This window comes from Actinoplanes sp. NPDC051513, assembly GCF_044454685.1.
In the GTDB taxonomy this organism is placed as follows: Bacteria; Actinomycetota; Actinomycetes; order Mycobacteriales; family Micromonosporaceae; genus Actinoplanes.
The window spans coordinates 945,753-959,887 of record NZ_JBITDW010000002.1; the positions used below are offsets into that span (position 1 = coordinate 945,753).

Annotated in this window: 15 protein-coding genes; 9 read left to right on the plus strand and 6 right to left on the minus strand. The window is 70.2% G+C overall.

Features of this window, described 5'->3' with window-relative positions:
- The first annotated feature begins 67 nt into the window (after window positions 1–67).
- Both ACIA5D_RS09670 and ACIA5D_RS09675 read left to right on the plus strand, forming a co-directional pair.
- Window positions 68–982 carry an SCO2521 family protein gene (locus ACIA5D_RS09670; protein ID WP_396029431.1) on the plus strand — a complete coding sequence of 305 codons (915 nt, stop codon included), beginning with the start codon at window positions 68–70 and terminating at the stop codon, window positions 980–982.
- Complete coding sequence (locus ACIA5D_RS09675) at window positions 979–1,944, plus strand: DUF6879 family protein (protein WP_396029432.1); 966 nt, start codon at window positions 979–981, stop codon at window positions 1,942–1,944. The genes ACIA5D_RS09670 and ACIA5D_RS09675 overlap by 4 nt, the downstream gene beginning before the upstream one ends.
- On the opposite strand, the gene ACIA5D_RS09680 is transcribed toward ACIA5D_RS09675, so the two are convergent.
- Genes ACIA5D_RS09680 through ACIA5D_RS09695 form a run of 4 tightly spaced genes read right to left on the minus strand, consistent with a single transcriptional unit; the run spans window position 1,929 to window position 6,444 of the window.
- Window positions 1,929–2,873, minus strand: a complete 945-nt coding sequence (locus ACIA5D_RS09680) for an SCO2522 family protein (RefSeq protein WP_396029433.1) — start codon at window positions 2,871–2,873, stop codon at window positions 1,929–1,931. The two genes, ACIA5D_RS09675 and ACIA5D_RS09680, sit on opposite strands and share 16 nt — an antisense overlap.
- Window positions 2,870–3,778, minus strand: a complete 909-nt coding sequence (locus tag ACIA5D_RS09685) for an SCO2523 family variant P-loop protein (RefSeq protein WP_396029434.1) — start codon at window positions 3,776–3,778, stop codon at window positions 2,870–2,872. The genes ACIA5D_RS09680 and ACIA5D_RS09685 overlap by 4 nt, the downstream gene beginning before the upstream one ends.
- Window positions 3,778–5,634 carry an SCO2524 family protein gene (locus tag ACIA5D_RS09690; RefSeq protein ID WP_396029435.1) on the minus strand — a complete coding sequence of 619 codons (1,857 nt, stop codon included), beginning with the start codon at window positions 5,632–5,634 and terminating at the stop codon, window positions 3,778–3,780. The genes ACIA5D_RS09685 and ACIA5D_RS09690 overlap by 1 nt, the downstream gene beginning before the upstream one ends.
- Before the next feature lie 33 nt (window positions 5,635–5,667).
- Entirely contained in the window at window positions 5,668–6,444 is a 777-nt protein-coding gene (locus ACIA5D_RS09695) for an SCO2525 family SAM-dependent methyltransferase (RefSeq protein WP_396029436.1), read from the minus strand.
- 400 nt (window positions 6,445–6,844) lie between these two features.
- Here ACIA5D_RS09695 and ACIA5D_RS09700 point away from each other — a divergent pair, with 400 nt between their 5' ends.
- A complete protein-coding gene (locus ACIA5D_RS09700) occupies window positions 6,845–7,936 on the plus strand; it encodes an LLM class flavin-dependent oxidoreductase (RefSeq protein ID WP_396029437.1) in 1,092 nt (363 codons plus the stop codon).
- Window positions 7,933–8,547 (plus strand): FMN reductase, encoded by a 615-nt coding sequence (locus tag ACIA5D_RS09705; protein WP_396029438.1) that lies wholly within the window; start codon window positions 7,933–7,935, stop codon window positions 8,545–8,547. The genes ACIA5D_RS09700 and ACIA5D_RS09705 overlap by 4 nt, the downstream gene beginning before the upstream one ends.
- 57 nt (window positions 8,548–8,604) lie before the next feature.
- Here ACIA5D_RS09705 and ACIA5D_RS09710 read toward each other — a convergent pair whose 3' ends face one another.
- Together ACIA5D_RS09710 and ACIA5D_RS09715 are read right to left on the minus strand one after the other, a co-directional pair.
- Window positions 8,605–9,987: an MFS transporter gene (locus ACIA5D_RS09710; RefSeq protein ID WP_396029439.1), complete on the minus strand. Its 1,383-nt coding sequence runs from the start codon at window positions 9,985–9,987 to the stop codon at window positions 8,605–8,607.
- Window positions 9,988–10,031: 44 nt separating this feature from the next.
- Complete coding sequence (locus ACIA5D_RS09715; RefSeq protein ID WP_396029440.1) at window positions 10,032–10,595, minus strand: histidine phosphatase family protein; 564 nt, start codon at window positions 10,593–10,595, stop codon at window positions 10,032–10,034.
- A 174-nt stretch (window positions 10,596–10,769) separates the two neighbouring features.
- Between ACIA5D_RS09715 and ACIA5D_RS09720 the strand changes: the two genes are divergently transcribed.
- The 5 genes from ACIA5D_RS09720 to ACIA5D_RS09740 all read left to right on the plus strand — a co-directional run bounded on the left by ACIA5D_RS09720 (window position 10,770) and on the right by ACIA5D_RS09740 (window position 14,133).
- Complete coding sequence (locus tag ACIA5D_RS09720) at window positions 10,770–11,183, plus strand: hypothetical protein (protein WP_396029441.1); 414 nt, start codon at window positions 10,770–10,772, stop codon at window positions 11,181–11,183.
- A 149-nt stretch (window positions 11,184–11,332) separates the two neighbouring features.
- Window positions 11,333–11,506, plus strand: a complete 174-nt coding sequence (locus ACIA5D_RS09725) for a hypothetical protein (protein ID WP_396029442.1) — start codon at window positions 11,333–11,335, stop codon at window positions 11,504–11,506.
- Window positions 11,507–11,525: 19 nt separating this feature from the next.
- Complete coding sequence (locus ACIA5D_RS09730) at window positions 11,526–12,155, plus strand: SAM-dependent methyltransferase (protein WP_396029443.1); 630 nt, start codon at window positions 11,526–11,528, stop codon at window positions 12,153–12,155.
- A 98-nt stretch (window positions 12,156–12,253) separates the two neighbouring features.
- Window positions 12,254–13,159 carry a hypothetical protein gene (locus ACIA5D_RS09735; RefSeq protein WP_396029444.1) on the plus strand — a complete coding sequence of 302 codons (906 nt, stop codon included), beginning with the start codon at window positions 12,254–12,256 and terminating at the stop codon, window positions 13,157–13,159.
- On the plus strand, window positions 13,156–14,133 hold the full coding sequence (locus ACIA5D_RS09740; RefSeq protein ID WP_396029445.1) for a response regulator: 978 nt from the start codon (window positions 13,156–13,158) through the stop codon (window positions 14,131–14,133). The genes ACIA5D_RS09735 and ACIA5D_RS09740 overlap by 4 nt, the downstream gene beginning before the upstream one ends.
- Window positions 14,134–14,135: the final 2 nt, after the last annotated feature.

The following is a 14,135-nucleotide window of genomic DNA, read 5'->3' on the forward strand; positions in this document are numbered from 1 at the left end:
CGCTGCCCTGCCTTCCATCCCCCACAGGTCCCGCGCCGCCGAAGAATGGGGGCCCTACGTGCTCGTCGTGGGTGAGGTGGACACCGGACTGCTGCGCGGACGCGACCCGTCCTCCAGTGACGACGGACGAAGGCTGGTCGAGCTGGTCGCCGGCGAGCGGGTGCTGGTCGCCACCCGGCCACGGTCCTATGTGCGCTCACCGGAGCGCCCGGTCGGCGTGGACTGCACGCTGGCCGCCGGCCAGGCGCGCGGCATCGGCACGGCGTTGCAGCGGGCGGCGATCACCGACAACGAGGTGGTGCAGGGCTCCGCGTACGCGACGATCGTGCCCGCGGAGCACACCGCCCGCCGCCCGTGGTCGCACTATCTGGCCCGGCCGGGCCGTATCGAGACGGTCGGCCGGCCGCGCTGGGACTCGCTGGCCGCCGAGCTCGCCGGGCCCGGCCGCGCACCGTCCTTCCTCGACCTCGGCGCCGTCGCCCAGCGCGCCACCAACGAGGTGCAGAGCGCCGCGCGCGGCGGCGAGGACTCCTTTCGCGCGGCCCGTTCCCGCCTGAGATGGGTGGCCCGGGTCGGCGGCGACGACGCCCCGCTCTCCGGCGTCCACTTCGAGGTCCACGACCGCCGGCTGCGGCTGCTGAGCTTCACCGTCGGCCGCCGCGACGCCGGACGGCTCGCCACGGCCTGCGAGGACGTCGCCCTGCACGACTGGCTCCTCTCCACGCTCATCGAGAGCGTGCGCAAGTCGGCGATCGGCCAGTTACCCCGCGGCGACACGTTGCGGCGGCTCGGCCCGGCCATCGACAGGCTGCTGCACCTGTGGATGCCGGCGGCCCACGCCGACGAGCTGACCGAGGCGATGTGGACCGTCCTCGAGCGACGGGCGGGGTTCAGCCGGCAGTGGACCGCGCTGACGACCCGGGTCCGCGACCAGTTCTCGGTGATGCTGGCCGAGTCCCTGTCCGCGGCGACCCGCCGGTGAGCGCCGAGACCGCCGTGCGGGAAACGGGGAACGGCACCAGCGGCGTCATCAAGACCGCGCTGCTCACCGTCGCCAGCGGCGGCGTCACCTTCCTGGTCACCAACGGGCTCGACCAGCCGCAGGCGATCTGCATCATCCTGTCCATCCTGATCGGCGGCATCGCGCTGATGGTCCGCTTCCTGGTCGACTTCGAGAACCGGCTGGCCTCCGTCGAGGACCTCGAGCGGGAGGGGATGGCGGACATGAAGAAGCTGGTCGGCGACGCGTTCTCGGAGATCAGCGAGGCGACCGCCCTGTTCGGGCTGATCGAGGCGTCGGCGTTGCAGACCGACCTGGTCACCCAGCTGGTGCGCAACTCGACGAACATCTCGCCCGACTCGCCGCCGATCGTCTACAAGTTCGTCCAGGCCAAGATCAAGGAGATGTCGGACTTCCTCAAGCAGCTCGCCGAGGGCGGCACGGTCACCTATTACGGCGAGGACCGCGACTGGCTGCTCGGGCTCACCCGCACCGCCACCACCAGCGTCGACGCGATCAGCCTGGCCGCCGTCGACCACGACCTGTGGAACAGCGAGATCGGCCAGCGCTATCTGGACGCGCAGCGGCGGGCGGCCCGCGACGGCCGGCGGGTGCGGCGGATCTTCGTGCTGGAGTCGCCCGACATGGAGCACGATCCGCAGCTGCGCCGGGCCTACGAGGAACAGCGGCAGATGCTGATCGAGGTGCGCCTGCTCGACCGGACCGCGGTGCCGACCCCGTTGCAGGTCCAGGTGCGTGATCTGATTCTGTTCGACGACATTCTCGCGTACGAGACGACGCCCACCACCACCGATCCCAGCAAGGCGCAGGTCGCCGAGACCAGGCTGGTGCTCACCGATTCACGCGTCAAGGAGTGCTCGCAGCTGTTCCGGGAGCTGTGGGACGTCTCCCGCGAGCTGCGCCCCGTTCAGACGAAGAGGTAGCCGATCCGCTCGATCGTCTCGTCCGGCAGGTCGAGGCCCTCGGCGCCGGCCCGCTCGAGCACCTGCCCGGCCGCCAGCGGGTCGGCCGCGACCTGGCTCAGGATCGTGCGCACCGCGTGCTCGATCGCCAGGAACCGCCGGTCCAGCACGTTGAACGTGCGGTAGGCGCGGAACGCCGCGGCCTTCGGGTTGAGCCGCACGACCGCCGGCATCGCGTCCCACTGCTCGGGCAGCTCCCCGGGCCGGGCCGGCACCGGCTCGGCGACCGGCTCGCCGAGGTGCCGCAGCAGCCCGAGCCGCTGCAGCTGCCAGACCGCCGCCAGGAACGGGCAGGACCATTTCCGCTCGCCGTTCTCGACGTTCCAGAGCTCGACGTCGACGAAGATCGAGTGGTTGCGGATGGCGCTCTCGCGCGGCGGCACCCACTGCCGGGGCGCGGACATCGCCGAGGCCGCCGTCGAGGGCGAGCGCTCGCCGTTGGTGAGCCAGCCCGACACGCTGGCCGGCGGCCGGCCGCCGTTGGCGCCCTCGGGCGGCTCGTCGACGATGTGCGCCTGCACGACGGAGGCCAGGTCGAGGTCGCCGACGCGGGCGCAGCCGGACTCCCGGGCCACGTAGTCGATCTCGAGGCCGCTCGCGCCGGCCGCGTCCACCAGCGCGGTCACGACCTCGCGCGGCGTGGAGAACCTGGTGAAGTAGTCGTCGACGAGAAAGCACGTGCTGATCCGCGGCCGGGCCGCGGTGACCTGGCCGGCGGCCACCCGCACCCACGGCGCGACCCGCCCGAAATGCTCCCGCAGCCGTTGCGGGCCGAGACGGTAGTCGTCCATGTAGAGGTGGCCGAGCTCGATCGACAGGTGCGACAGGGCGACCGACCGGACCGCGGGGACCGCGCTCACCTCGGTGAACACGTCGTCCGCGGTGGTCACAGACCCTCCCACGCGCTCTCGTCGACGATCTTCTTGGCGAGCTCCTCGAGCGCGTTGACGGTGCGCTCGTTGGCCGTGCGGTACAGCCAGACGTCGTCGTTGGAGAGCAACTGCTCCTGCCATTGCAGCACCGGGTCGAGCGGCACCTCGCCGAGCAGCTTGGCCTGCCCGACGCCGCTGCGGCTGGCCAGCCCCTGCAGCCGCCGGTTGCACACGTCGAGCCAGGCGAGCTGCTCGGGGCGCAGGCCGAACTGCTCGGGCGCGGACGGGTCGAGCACCGCCGTCCGTACGAATCGGATGTTCTCCTCCAGGTCGGCCCGCTGGTGGCCCTTCTGTTCACCGGTGTCGAGGATGCCCTGCGGGCCCCGCACCAGGTTGCTCGCGGCGATGATGTGCTGCCGCGTCCAGCGGTGGAAGACGATCCACCGGGCCGGGATCGCCGCCGCCGCGGTGGCCTCCAGGACGATCTCGGTGGCGTACGAGCGGCCGGCGCTCAGATCGACCAGGACCAGGTCGTACTCCTCGGACAGGCGCAGCAGCAGCTCGGTGCAGCGCTCCACGATGCCCGGCCCCGAACTGAACTCACCCCGGCCGCGGTCGCCGGGCAGCAGGGTCAGCTCGCCCGCACCGGTGGGCCGCGCCCGCAGCGACTCCCGCTGCGACGCCGCCCAGATGTTGATCTCCTTCGGCTCGGTCTCCCCGTCGATCAGGTAGCTGTGCAGGCCACCGCCGGCCACGCCGGCGAGCGCGTCCGGCAGGTCGAAGATGGCGCCGGCCGTGGGCGAGCCGAAGTCGAAGTCGAGGTAGCAGGCGTCCTTGCCCTGCAGCGCGTGCCGGTACGCCAGGTTGCAGCTGGTCACCGACCGGCCCGTGCCGCCCTTGTCGGAGGTCGCGAAGATGAGCATCAGGTCAGCCCGCTGTCCGCCCCGCGGGCCGCCGAGAGCCGGTCGAGCCGGCTCAGCACCTCTTCGGCGAGGGCGATCGCCACGCCCGGGCGCCGCGGACGCACCGACCGGGCCCGGCGCAGCTCGAGGCCGATCTGGTCGAGCTCGACCTTCAGCCCCATGCCGCGGGTGGTGGTGCCGTTGAGCAGCTCCCGGTCGTACAGGTACTCGGCCTCGTTGAGCAGGTCGTCCGCGACCCGGCCGAGCAGGTCGCTGGGCGGCGACGCTTCCTGGATCAGCTGGGCGGCCGCGACCAGGCAGTCGACCACCCGCTTGGTGTAGTACCAGGAGACCGTGCCGGGGCCGTCGTCGTTCTTGGCGAGGTACGGGAACGCGCCGGCCGGCCGGTCCCACAGCCCCCGGTCGTCCCCGTCGGTGATCATGCGGGAGCGCAGGTGCTTCCAGATCGCGTCGGACAGCGCGATCATGCGGCTGCGGGCGGCGCCGTCGGTGAGCATCTGGGCGAGGTTCAGCGTGCGCCGGAACAGCGTCGGCGAGATGTCGGCGACCGTCCACGCCAGCGTCGGGCCGCCCACGTCCTCGCTGCCCTCGAGCGGGAAGTGCATGCCCGGGTGATGCACCGCTATCGCGCTTTCCGGCTCGGTCGAGCGCCGGGTGATGCGGCTGCGGGCCGCGAGGTCTTCCATCACGTTGGCCACGCGCCGGCGGTCGGTGTCGGAGGCGCCGACGGACTGCATGTTCTGCACGACCATGCCGCCGATGAGCAGGCTGAAGTAGTCGGCCTCGATGCCGTCGGTGGTCCGCCACGGAAGGTCTTCCAAGGGCCACCGGCCGCCGCCGAAGGTCGCGATCGTCGCCCAGTACGACTGGGTGAGCTCGAAACGCAGCTGCAGCGACTGGGTGAGACGGGCCTGCTCGGGGTCGAGCAGGCCGAGCAGCCGGGTACGCGGCGAGGTGAGCTCCTGGATCGCGTCCAGGGCGACGGTGGTGAAGTAGAGGTAGGGCGCGTTCTGCGCCACGCCGGGCTTCTGCACGCCGATCTTGGCCTGGGTCTCGATGTCGGGCGCCTCGCGGACCACGCCCCACGACCAGCCGCACTCGAAGAGCCGGTTCGGGTTGTCGAGCTCGCTGCCCTCGGCGGCGCCGGAACCGATGGTGACGTCGTCACGGAGCCGGGCGTTGATCTCCCGCAGCGCCTCGCGCAGCTCGTCGACCACCTGCTGGACCGGGCGCCGTTGCTGGTTGACCGTGCGGATCAGCTCGTCGCCGAAGTCGCTGTCGGCCGAGAACACGTTGACCGCGAAGCTGCGCAGCAGGCCGGCCATCGCCGCCGACAGCCGCCGGTTCGCCTTCTGCTCCAACTGGTCGACCAGCTCGATCAGCGCGGGACGGCCGAGCTCCTGCCGGAAGATCTTGAGGAAGCCGGCGATCGCCAGCATCAGCGTCACCGAGATCGAGAACGAGTCCACCACGTCCAGATCCCGTTGCGCCTGCTTGATCTCCTCGTCCTCCACATCGGAGCGGTAGTAGCCGCTGCCGGAGAAGATCGGCGTGCCGTCGGGTGCGGTGTACTTGTCGATGTACGCGGTGAGCGCGCGGATCATGCGTACGGGAATCTGCCGGTTGTCGCCCAGCGCCCGCAACTTTTCCAGCACATCGCCGGCGACCGCGTCCGGCCGGTCGAGGCGGAACAGCGGAATCTGCGTGGCCGGCGCCATGATGCACAGCAACTGCTCCGCATCACTGATCGAGTTGCCGCCGTCGTCGCCGTCGGAGACCCACTTCTCGTCGCGGTAGGAGACCCGCGCAGTTGCCTGCCAGATGTCGAGCAGTTGTTGACGCGGTTGGGTCTGCATAGGTGTGCCGTTACCTACCCGTCCGTGGGAGTGCTACCTCTTCCAGCCCGTCGCGATGATCATCCCGCTGTAGCCGTCGCGGAGGTCGTCGCTGTCGACCCTCTTAATTTGGCTTATCCGGGCGACGGGGGCAAGGCACCGCTCGACGTCGGCGTCGTCGATCGAGCATGCCGGGAAGAAGGTGGAGCCCACGAAATACCCTTCCGAGCGGCACATGAAGGCCGCGGCGAACGGCGAGCCCGGCTTGAGCGAGTCGACGAAGTTCAGCGTCGCGCGCCGGAACTCGTCATCCCTCGTGGTGATCGACTCGGCCACGAAGAACATCGTGCCGAGGTCGTACTGCTCGGGCTGGAGGGCGAAGACGTTGCCCTTGGTCACCCAGGCCCGCCCGGCCAGCACGTCGAGCGGGTCCTTGATCTTCTGGTACATCGGACGGTTCTGCGCGATCGCGCTCCAGAACTCGTCGCGCCACGTGGGCTGCGGCTTCACCAAGGCGTCGATCAGCCACTGCCGGTTGGTGTGCGAGCGCTCGAACAACGTCACGCGCGACGAGAACGGCATCATGGCCAGCGCGGGATACAGGTTGGTGCCCGACCCGACGTCGATGGCCTTGGCGAGGGCGCGGGGCTGGGAGCGGTCGAAGCAGTGCACGAAGAAGTCGGCGACGATGTCGATGATCAGGGCGTCGTCGTGGCGCAGACGGCCGTAGTTGTGCCAGTAGTACTCGTAGGAGTCGAACCTGTCCCAGGGCGCGTCGTCGTTGGCAGCGCCGACCGTCGTCAGCGCGGCATCTAGAACGCTGTCGCCCACGGGTACTCCTCAGCACTCAGGTTGGCACACGACTAGCAGGGTCGAGGCTGGCGGAGCGGCCAGGCCGTTGCAGCCTAGAACTTCCCCTAGTCATGGCGCAACCGTTCGTCCGCATGGAACGAGCTTGCACATTAAGTCATCGTCCTCCCCTTTGCACTCCACCACACGGTGTATTCCGACATTGCTACCCCTGTCGGTAAAGGATCAGCCTGTTCGGGGGACGCCCGAACAGGGGCGCCATTCTTCGGCGAACCTTCCATCGCAGCGGAGAGCCGGACCGCTACGAAATGCCATGGTGTGACCTGCGCCGCAGCGCTGTTCCTTTAGATTTGAAATACTTCTGCCGTCGGAGGCGTTGAGGCCGCCGTAGGGACAACGCCAAGCAGCTCAGGAGCGGGTCATGCAGTTCGGGATCTTCAGCGTCAGCGACATCACCACCGACCCGACGACCGGGCAGACCCCGACCGAGGGCGAGCGGATCAAGAACATCGTCACGATCGCCAAGCACGCGGAGGAGGTCGGCCTCGACGTGTTCGCGCTCGGCGAGCACCACAACGAGCCGTTCTTCTCGTCGTCTCCCACGACGACGCTGGCGTACATCGCCGCGCAGACCGACAGGCTCCTGCTCAGCACCGCGACCACGCTGATCACCACCAACGACCCGGTGAAGATCGCCGAGGACTACGCGATGCTCCAGCACCTCTCCGGCGGCCGCATCGACCTCATGATGGGCCGCGGCAACACCGGCCCGGTCTACCCGTGGTTCGGCAAGGACATCCGCGCGGGCATCCCCCTCGCCATCGAGAACTACGCGCTGCTGCACCAGCTGTGGCGTGAGCAGGTCGTCGACTGGCAGGGCAAGTTCCGCACCCCGCTGCAGAGCTTCACGTCGACACCGCGCCCGCTCGACGACGTCCCGCCGTTCGTCTGGCACGGCTCGATCCGCAGCCCCGAGATCGCCGAGCAGGCCGCCTACTACGGTGACGGCTTCTTCGCCAACCACATCTTCTGGCCGGCCTCGCACACCCAGCGGATGATCGCGCTCTACCGCGAGCGGTTCGCCCACTACGGCCACGGCGACCCCGACCAGGCCATCGTCGGCCTCGGCGGTCAGGTGTTCATGCGCAAGAACAGCCAGGACGCGGTGGACGAGTTCCGCCCGTACTTCGACAACGCCCCCGTCTACGGCCACGGCCCGTCGCTCGAGGACTTCACCCGGGAGACGCCGCTGACCGTCGGCAGCCCGCAGCAGGTCATCGACCGCACGCTCGGATTCCGCGACTACGTCGGCGACTACCAGCGCCAGCTCTTCCTGCTCGACCACGCCGGCCTGCCCGTCAAGACCGTCCTCGAGCAGCTCGACCTGCTCGGCGGCGAGGTCGTGCCGGTCCTGCGCAAGGAGTTCGCCGCGCTCAAGCCGGCCCACGTCCCCGACGCGCCCACCCACGAGTCCCTGCTGGCCGCCAAGAACGCGAAGAAGGTCGACGCATGAACCAGCGGTCCCTGGTCGTCATCTCGGCCGGTCTCAGCCAGCCGTCGTCCACCCGGCTGCTCGCGGATCAGATGTCCGCGGCGGCCGTGGGCGCGGCCCGGCAGAAGAACATCGCGCTGACCGTGACGGTCATCGAGTTGCGCGACCTGGCCCACGACATCGCCAACAACCTGCTCACCGGCTTCCCGCCGGCGGCGCTCAAAGAGGCCATCGACGCCGTCGAGGCGGCCGACGCTCTGATCGCGGTCACACCGATCTTCGCGGCCAGCTACAGCGGACTGTTCAAGTCCTTCATCGACGTGATCGACAAGGACGCCCTCGTCGACAAGCCGGTGGTCATCGCGGCCACGGCCGGCACCGCACGGCACTCGCTGGCGCTGGAGCACGCGCTGCGGCCGCTGTTCGTCTACCTGCGCGCGGTGGTCGTTCCCACGGCGGTCTTCGCCGCCACCGACGACTGGGGCGCCGACTCGGCCGAGGGCACGCTGCGGTCGCGCATCGACCGCGCGAGCAGCGAGCTGGCCCGCGAGCTGGAGCGGCGCGATCCGGTCTCGGTGGCCGACCCCTTCGCTCTCAACGTCAACTTCGAGGACCTTCTGAAACCCCTCTGACGTACGCCTCGCGTCAAGCGACCGGCGGTCCGGCAATGCCCGGGCCGCCGGTCTTTTTCAGCCGTCCGTGCGGCCGGCCACCACGTTGCCCGCCGTCCGGGGCAGCATGAACGCCTCCAGGGCCGGAATCAGCAGCACCACCGCCAGCAGGACGAAAGCGAAACGGTAGGCGCCGTCACCGTCCGCGCCCACGCCCGCGCCCAGGCGCACCAGCAGGGCGCCCGCGGCCACGCCCAGGCCGCCGCCCAGCTCCTGCAGCGTGGACATCAGGGTGTTGGCGCTGGTCATCCGGGGCGCGGGGACGTCGGCGAAGGCCACGGTGTTGTAGGTCGTGAAACCGATCGAGCGGAAGATGCCGCTCAGCGCCAGCAGGGCCAGCATCAGCACCAGGGGAGTGGCCGGGGTCAGGAAGGCCATCGCCACCAGGCACACCGCCGACGCCAGCACCGAGCCCAGCATCACCGGGCGCATGCCGAAGCGGCGCATCAGCGGTGTCGTGACGGGTTTGATGCCCACGTTGCCGGCGAACAGGGCGATCACCACCAGGCCGGCGTGCGCGGCGGTCCAGCCGAAGCCCAGCTGGAAGAAGAGCGGGAGCAGGAACGGGATCGCGGTGATCACGGCGCGGAACACCGACCCGCCGAACGCCGTCACCCGGTAGGTGCGCAGCGACAGGATCCGCAGGTCGACCAGCGGGCCCGGGACGCGCCGCAGGTGCACGACCGTGAGGGTCAGGGCCGCGGCGGCCACCACCAGCGCGCCGCTCGCCAGGCCCCAGGCCGGGTGCGACGACGCCACCCCCTCCAGACCGAAGACCAGAGCCGCGATGCCGCACGCCGCCAGCAGAAAGCCGCGCACATCCAGGCGGCCGGGCCGGTCGGCGCGCACGTCGGGCACCAGTCGCCGGGCCAGCAGCAGCGCGACCACGCCGAGCGGAACGTTGATCAGGAAGATCCAGCGCCATGACGCGTACGTGCTCAGCACGCCGCCCAGCGCGGGGGCGATCAGCGGCGCCACCAGCGCCGGCCACGTCAGGTAGGCGATGGCCCGTACCAAGTCGGTCTTCTCCGTCGTGCGGATCACCACGAGGCGGCCCACCGGGACCATCATGGCGCCGCCCACGCCCTGCAGGATGCGGGTCGCCACCAGCATGGGCAGGGTGGTGGCGGCCGCGCAGCCGGCCGAGGCCAGCGTGAACACGGCGATCGCCACCGTGAAGACGCGACGGGCGCCGAAACGGTCGGTGAGCCAGCCGCTGATCGGGATCAGGACGGCCAGCGTCAGGACGTACGCGGTGATCGCCACGTTGACCGTGACGGGGGCGATCCCCAGGTCCTCGGCGATGTGCGGGGCGGCCGGCGAGATGACGGTGGCGTCGAGGATCTCCATGAAGAACGCCCCGGCCACCAGCAGGGCCAGCCAGCGCGCGCTTCTCGTCATAGCTAGATCATGATGCACCCGGGGTGGGGCGGCGACTCAGGGCCTCAGGCGTTCCAGGAGCCGATGGCCTGCTCGCCGTGCTCGAAGCCCAGCACCGACAGGGTCGCGGTGCCGAGCATGAGCCGGCCGCCGCCGCTCGCCGGCAGGCCGATCCAGCGCGCGCCGGCCACCCGCAGCGAATGCCCGTGCGCGATCAGCGCGACGTCGCCCAGTGCGGTGAGCGCGAGGGCGCGGGCCAGCACCCGATCGATACGGACGGTGATCTGCTCGGGCGTCTCGCCACCGGGCGCGCCGTCGGTCCACAGCGACCAGCCGGGGTCGGACTCGCGGATCGTCGCCGACGTGATGCCCTCGTACTCGCCGTAGTTCCATTCCGCGAGGTCATCGGTGGTCTCGGTGACCGTGAGGCCGGCCAGCTCGGCGGTGCGCAGGGCCCGCTTGCGCGGGCTGGAGATCACGGCCACGAACGTACGGCCGAAGAGGCGTTCCCCGGCCACGCGCGCCTGGCGCTCGCCCTCGCCGGTCAGGTCGAGATCGGTGTACGACGTGTGACGGCCCGCCGCGCTCCACTCCGTCTGCCCGTGCCGGATCAGGACGATCTCACCCATGCCTTTCTTTGTACCCCGCCGCCCCGCCCCGCGGGCCGTTATGCGGGCCGTGCGCTCCACCACATCAAGATCGTTGCGCCTGCCCCGTTGCGTACGGGAAGCGCATCTGCTTTTGTCGATCTAATCCGGTCGCCGGGCGGCGTCCGGGAGGCTTCCGTCGGATCGGGGGTCGGCGTGGGCGTGTCGGTGGCGAAGTCGTTCGAGACCGAGGTGGAGAGAGCATTCCACTTCCTGGTCTCCGAGTACGGCCTGTCGAGGCCGTCCGGCGGCGGCTTCCTGGTCAACTACTCCGGCTCCGGCCTGAGCTATCAGATCCTCTTCGACTCGGCGGCGCGGTCGGTGACGACCAGTGTGGCCAAAGACCTCGGCGAGGTCCGGCTGACGGCCGACCTCCCGGCGCTGGTGGTCGGCGCCGCGCTGGGCGCGCCCGAGAAGGTGCGCTGCGGCGCCCGCACGCTGACCGAGCTGCGGGCCACGGTGCTGGCGCATGCCGCGTACGTGCGGCGCCTGCAGCCCTACCTGACGCCCCTCAACGTGCTGCCACTGATGCGCGCGGCACACGCCCGAGAGCAACGACCACCGTCCTAGCTGCACAAACAGATGATCGACATCCCAACCATCGGACAGCGGGGAGCGACGGGACAGCCGACCTGCGGGACGCTACCCGCGAGTTAGCTTCGCATGATCATCAGCGGGGCGAGCTCGGGGAGGCGACGCGTGGGCCTGCGAAAACGGCCGTGCCGCCGCCGATCCGGCGATATCCGCGGGCGCCGCACGCGACGAACGTCCTCGCGGCCATCCGTGCGTGGGCCCGGGTGCAGCCGGTGTCCGAGTCGGACCGGCGCGCGGCCGCCGGCGTCCACGCCGAGCTCCGCGCCGCCGCGCTGCTGGAGGACACCACCGATGCCTGAGATCCGGTTGACTGGCCGGATGGTAAAGGACTGGGTTCGATGGCACGAGGACTACGAGGCGCCGGGCTCCTCGCTGAGCCGGCGGCTGGCGGTGGTGCGGGAGCAGCTGGGCGGCGCGCTGGCCGAGGGGCCCAAGAGCCTGCTCAGCATCTGCGCGGGGGATGGGCGCGACGTGTTGCCGATGCTGGCGTCGGAGCCCGGCGGCCGGTCGGTACGCGCCCTGCTGGCCGAGCTGGACGCCGAGCTGGCGGATCGCGCCCGCGCGGCGGCGGCCGGCCTGGACCTGCCGCTCGTCGAGGTGCGCACCGCCGACGCCGGCGCGACCGCGACGTATGCGGACGTCGAGCCGGTCGACGTGCTGCTGGCCTGCGGCGTCTTCGGCAACGTCGCGGAGGCCGACATGAGCCGTACGGTCGCGGCGCTGCCGGCGCTCACCAACCCGGGCGCCATCGTGATCTGGACCCGCGGCCGCGGCGACGAGGGCGCGGATCCGAGTGTGGAGGTTCGTGCCCGGTTCCGCGCGGAGGGATTCACCGAGCTCGCGTTCGTCGCCCCGGACGACGCCCGGTTCCGGGTCGGCGTGTGCCGGCGATCCGGCGGTGATCCGGTCCGGCTGCCGGCCGTGCCCCGCCTCTTCAGTTTCGGTTGATTCCGGTCGCGTCGGAGGGACGACATGGACAGAGCGGCGGGGCCCTGCTTCCCCGGTAGGCTGCATCTCCTCGGCGGTACGAACAATGGGGGCGGCACGTGGACGCGACCTTGATTGCGGTCACCACCGTGATGGTTGCCGGTCTGGCGGTCGTCGCCGTGCAGTACCGGCAGGGTCGCAACCAGCAATTGATCTCGGAGCAGGCGACCGAGGCGTGGCGCCGCAGCGACCTGCAGCACCGGGAAACCATGGTCGCCCTGATCGATGCCATCAAGGCGCTCCAGCCGCCGCCCGCAACGCCGCCGGAGGTCGCGGGCACGGCCACCGCGGAGGTGGCGCGGCCGGAGCCCGCACCGGAGCTGACCGACAGCAACATCGTGCAAGAGCTGACCCACACCCTGCGGACGCCCCTGCATGCCGTCCGCTACGAGACCGAAGCGATCGAGTTGACCCACCCGGACGACGCATCGCTGCGCGACCAATGCGGCCAGATCGGCAGATTCGTCGATACCTGTGATGTGTTCCTGTCGGTCTTCGGGCAGGTGGTAGACGTGGCCCGGCGTACCGAGCGACTTCGCGAATCCCCGCTTCCGGAGACGATCAGAACCCTGCATTCGGTCGCCGAGGCGGCGTGTCAGCGCGGCACGAAGCTGACCATGCTCGGCGTTCCGGAGGTGGTCGCCGGCTACCAGAACACGTACCTGGCCGCGCTGTTGATGCCCTTGATCGAGAACGCGGTCGAGGCGAGCGAGCCCGCCGGCGAGATCACCGCGGAGTATCAGCCCGAGCCGGGATACACGACGCTGCGGGTCACGAACGCGGTGCCGCCGGACGCCGAGCTGCCGCCCCCTGGCCTATCGACCAAGCATCCCGGTCCGGGGCTCGGGCTGAAGGTCGCCGAGCGGCTGGCGGACATGCATCGCGGCGGACGGGTCGACATCGGCCTGGAGGACGGCCGGGCGCTGGTCGTGGTGCGCCTGCCCGACACGAGGGGGCAAGCATGATCGAGGTGCTGCTGGTCGACGATCACCTGGAGCCGATGAAGGCCCTGGCACGGCTGGTCGGGCTCCGTACCAACCTGACCTACGAAGTGACCGACAGCCTGGATCGCGCCCTGGCCGTCGTGAAGAGCGGCGGCGTGAAGGTCGCCGTGCTCGACCAGCGGCTGCAGCCGACGCTGCCGATGGACGGCACGAAAGTCTTCGCGGAGATCCGGAAGATCGATCACCGGGTCCGTGGGATCATCATCAGCGGGCAGTCGGACAAGGCGGATCTGGTCGAGTTGAACGCCCTCGGGATGGCCTATCTCGACCGCGGGTGCAGCGCGGAGGAGCTGGCGCAGGAGATCCAGAACCAGCGCATCATGTATCTGGACGAGGCCGAGCGCGAATACGAACGGAACGCCAGATTCGTCGGCCGGTACGTCCGGCGTCGCCGGTCGATCTTCTCGTCCCCGGGCCAGGTCGTCGAGCTGCTCGGCATCGAGCCGGACAACCCGAGTCCCGAGTGCCTCGACGAGGACTACGCCATCGTCTCCGACATCGAGGCGGGAAAGACGCTCCGGCACGTGACCACGGTGGTCGCCGAGAACGAAGTGAGTCTGGAACAGGAGAGCATCGCCCAGCTGGAGTCACGACTCGGTCTGAGCGGGTCGGTGGTGAAGGAGGTCAGCGCCCGCCTGAGCGATTCCCTGCGGGAACGCGACAACAGTCGGCAGCTGAACCGGACCGAGCAGGCGGGCGAGGAGAGCGTCAGCCTCTCCGAGGCCGATCTCGCCCAGGGCGTGGTCCACCGGCGGGTCGAGGTCGCACCCCTCTACTACCGGCGTCAGGCGATTCTCCGGGTCACCTGCGAATGCTGCAACGAACGCCGGGTGATGAGCATCAACCTGCGTCAGTCGACCGGGTCGTACAGCCGGCGCATGGTCGACACCTACCGCGACCAGTCCGTCAAGACCTACGATCTCGGCGCTCGGTAGCG

Coding starts and splice junctions, on each gene's coding strand:
- ACIA5D_RS09740 (WP_396029445.1), top strand. CDS start 13,156: ATGATCGAGGTGCTGCTGGTCGACGATCACCTGGAGCCGATGAAGGCC.
- ACIA5D_RS09690 (WP_396029435.1), bottom strand. CDS start 5,634: ATGCAGACCCAACCGCGTCAACAACTGCTCGACATCTGGCAGGCAACT.
- ACIA5D_RS09715 (WP_396029440.1), bottom strand. CDS start 10,595: ATGGGTGAGATCGTCCTGATCCGGCACGGGCAGACGGAGTGGAGCGCG.
- ACIA5D_RS09710 (WP_396029439.1), bottom strand. CDS start 9,987: ATGACGAGAAGCGCGCGCTGGCTGGCCCTGCTGGTGGCCGGGGCGTTC.
- ACIA5D_RS09705 (WP_396029438.1), top strand. CDS start 7,933: ATGAACCAGCGGTCCCTGGTCGTCATCTCGGCCGGTCTCAGCCAGCCG.
- ACIA5D_RS09700 (WP_396029437.1), top strand. CDS start 6,845: ATGCAGTTCGGGATCTTCAGCGTCAGCGACATCACCACCGACCCGACG.
- ACIA5D_RS09685 (WP_396029434.1), bottom strand. CDS start 3,778: ATGCTCATCTTCGCGACCTCCGACAAGGGCGGCACGGGCCGGTCGGTG.
- ACIA5D_RS09730 (WP_396029443.1), top strand. CDS start 11,526: ATGGTAAAGGACTGGGTTCGATGGCACGAGGACTACGAGGCGCCGGGC.